The 2930-nt window shown below is 66.9% G+C and carries 2 protein-coding genes and 1 pseudogene; all 3 read left to right on the top strand.

Annotated elements, in window-relative coordinates; all coding sequences use genetic code 11:
- Nucleotides 1-342: pseudogene (locus WCB02_RS17270) on the top strand (hypothetical protein); the annotation flags it as partial.
- Between the two features lie 327 nt (nt 343-669).
- A complete protein-coding gene (locus WCB02_RS17265; protein ID WP_423959819.1) occupies nt 670-1410 on the top strand; it encodes a metallophosphoesterase family protein in 741 nt (246 codons plus the stop codon).
- Between the two features lie 3 nt (nt 1411-1413).
- A complete protein-coding gene (locus WCB02_RS17260; protein WP_423959817.1) occupies nt 1414-2874 on the top strand; it encodes a serine/threonine protein kinase in 1461 nt (486 codons plus the stop codon).
- The last annotated feature ends 56 nt before the right edge of the window (nt 2875-2930 follow it).

The raw sequence follows: 2930 nt of genomic DNA, 5'->3' as shown, positions 1-2930 counted from the left end.
GTTTACCTGTGGGTCGAGGAGCTCGACGACGATAACCGGCCGAGCGGCGTGCCGCGGGCCTATCGCCTGCCGTTCAGCGAGATGCTCGCCGAAAAGACTCACGCGGCCGAGAACGAGATCGCCGCGGGCCATCCGCAAGGCGGCCGCGCCGCCGATTTCGGCAATGGCGAAGGTCTCATCGTCGATGCCGTCAGGGAATACGTCACGCCGAAAATCCTGCTGCAGACGACCGGCGGCGATTCCTCGACCGGCGAGTTCAAGCCCGGGCAGCCCGGGCCTTCGGACGGCGTCGCATTCACGCCGCTGCTGCCGCCGCGCATGCCGCCCAAGGACGAGCAATAGGGGCGAAAACCGCACGAACCTCAGGCGCGAGGTTTTCTGGTCGGATCGATCGCTCTACGTACGCGGCTGTCCGATTCCCGCATCTCCTCCGCCGTCATTCCGGGCTCGCACACCGACCGGCTATCGCCGGCTGGAGCGCATCGGGGAATGATGAACGATCGGGCAACTTCCACAGGATTGGTGTCACGGAATCGATCGTCTGATGAGGTCATCGCCAAAATCAGGCTGAGCGCGGGTCAGCCTGATTGCGCGCTCCTGCACGGCGTTGTTTGATATCCATCAAACCGGGCCCGGCGCCTCACGATAGGGTCGATGTGGAGGAAACGCGTGCTGCTGGCTGTTTTTGCGGATATCCACGCCAACCGGCAGGCGTTCGAGGCGTGCCTCGAGGCCGCGCGGGCGAAGGGGGCGCAACGCATGATCTGCCTCGGCGATATCGTGGGCTACGGCGCCGATCCGGAATGGGCGGTCGAGACCGTGATGGGCCTCGTCGCGTCCGGCGCCATTGCGGTGCGCGGCAACCATGACAACGCCATTGCGTTGAGCGGCGAAACCATGAACGCGCAGGCGCAGGCCGCGATCGAATGGACGCGCGGCCGGCTGAGCGCCGCGCAGCGCCGCTTCCTCGCCGAACTGCCGCTGACGCGCGATGACGAGGATCGCCTCTACGTGCATTCGGAAGCCTCGAGTCCGGCGCGCTGGCGCTATGTGCAGTCGACCTCGGATGCCGCGCGCAGCCTGATCGCGACCCGGGCGCTCGTCACCTTCTGCGGCCACATCCACAAGCCCGCGCTGTATTCGATGTCGGTCACCGCGAAAATGACGAGCTTCGTGCCGACCACGGGTGTTGCCGTACAACTCCTGAAAGGCCGGCAATGGCTCGCGGTCGCGGGCTCGGTCGGCCAGCCGCGCGACGGCGATCCGGCGGCCTCGTTCCTGACCTATGAGACCATCACCCGCCAGCTGACCTATTGCCGGGTGCCGTACGATGTCGAGGCGGCGGCGCAGCGTATCCGCGACAACGGCCTGCCGCTGTGGCTCGCCGAGCGCCTCGCGGCGGGGCGCTGAGCGATGACGAGATCGACGGTCACGCCGGGCACGGTGATCGACGGATTTACCGTCGGCGACTGCGTCCATTCGGGCGGCATGGCGACGCTGTGGAGCGTCACCCATGAAGGCATCTCGGTGCCGCTCTTGATGAAGATCCCGCGGGTGTCCGAGGGCGAGGACCCGGCCGCGATCGTCAGCTTCGAGATGGAGCAGATGATCCTGCCGCGGCTATCGGGGCCGCATGTCCCGGCCTGCTTCGGCACCGGCGATTTCGCCCGTCAGGCCTATGTCGTGATCGAGCGCATTCCCGGCGAGACGCTCTACAAGCGGCTGCCCGATCTGCCGATCGCCTACGAGGAAGCGCGGGCGCTGGTCGCCAGCATGGCCGCCGCGCTCGCCGACTTGCATCAGCAGAACGTCATCCATCACGACATCAAGCCGTCGAGCATCATGTTCCGCCGCTCGGGCGAAGCCGTGCTGATCGATTACGGCCTGTCGCATCACACCCAGCTGCCGGATCTGCTGCAGGAGGAATTTCGGCTGCCCTACGGCACCGCACCCTATATGGCGCCGGAGCGCCTGCTTGGCCGGCGCGACGATCCGCGCAGCGATCTGTTCTCGCTCGGCGTGCTGCTGTATTTCTTCACCACCGGGGTTCGCCCGTTCGGCGAGAGCGAGACCTTGCGCGGCATGCGGCGGCGGCTGTGGCGCGATCCCAGGCCGCCGCGCAAGCTGCGGGCCGATTATCCGCCCTGGCTGCAGGAGGTGGTGCTGCGCTGTCTCGAGATCGAGCCGGTCTGGCGCTATCCGAGCGCCTCGCAGCTCGCCTTCGAGCTCAACAATCCCGATCAGGTCAAGCTCACCGCGCGCTCGGAACGTTTGCAGCGCGATCCGCTGTCGACGGTGTGGCGGCGCCGCTTCAACCCGGAATTGACCTTGCCCCGCGTCAAAGCCGACATGGCGGCGCAACTGGCGTCGAGCCCGATCGTGGCGGTGGCGCTCGACACCGTGGAGGGCTCGCAGGAGCTGAACAGCGCGCTGCGCATGACTGCCGAGCGCATCCTCGCGACCCTGCCGGCCGCGCGGCTCGCCTGCGTCAACATCCTGAAGCTCGGCCGCATCACCATCGACCGGACGCTCGATGAACAGGGACACAACAAGCACATCCACCGCATGGTGGCCCTCAAGCACTGGGCCTCGCCGCTGAAGCTCGACGAGAACCGGCTCACGGTCCATGTGCTCGAGGCGGTCGATCCGGCCGCCGCGATCCTGGAATTCGCCGAAGCCAATCACGTCGACCACATCATCATCGGCGCGCGCGGCGATTCGATGCTGCGCTCGCTGCTTGGCAGCGTCTCCGCCAAGGTGGCGGCGGAAGCCTCCTGCACCGTCACCGTGGTCCGTCCGCCGCGGCGAGCGGCGCTGGCCGTGCAGGACGAGAAGGCGGACCGGATGTTTGCTTCCGGTCAACCCGGCTCGTGAACAGCCGCGAAACTGATCTTGCGCCAATGTTTGCAACCGACGATGCCACCCGCGCG

The organism is Bradyrhizobium sp., assembly GCF_049581145.1.
In the GTDB taxonomy this organism is placed as follows: domain Bacteria; phylum Pseudomonadota; class Alphaproteobacteria; order Rhizobiales; family Xanthobacteraceae; genus Bradyrhizobium.
Note: the sequence above shows the minus strand (reverse complement) of the source record. Positions and strands in the feature narration are given on the sequence as shown.

Bases quoted from the DNA above. Each gene is read 5' to 3' on its own strand.
- WCB02_RS17260 (WP_423959817.1), top strand. From the start codon at position 1,414: ATGACGAGATCGACGGTCACGCCGGGCACGGTGATCGACGGATTTACC.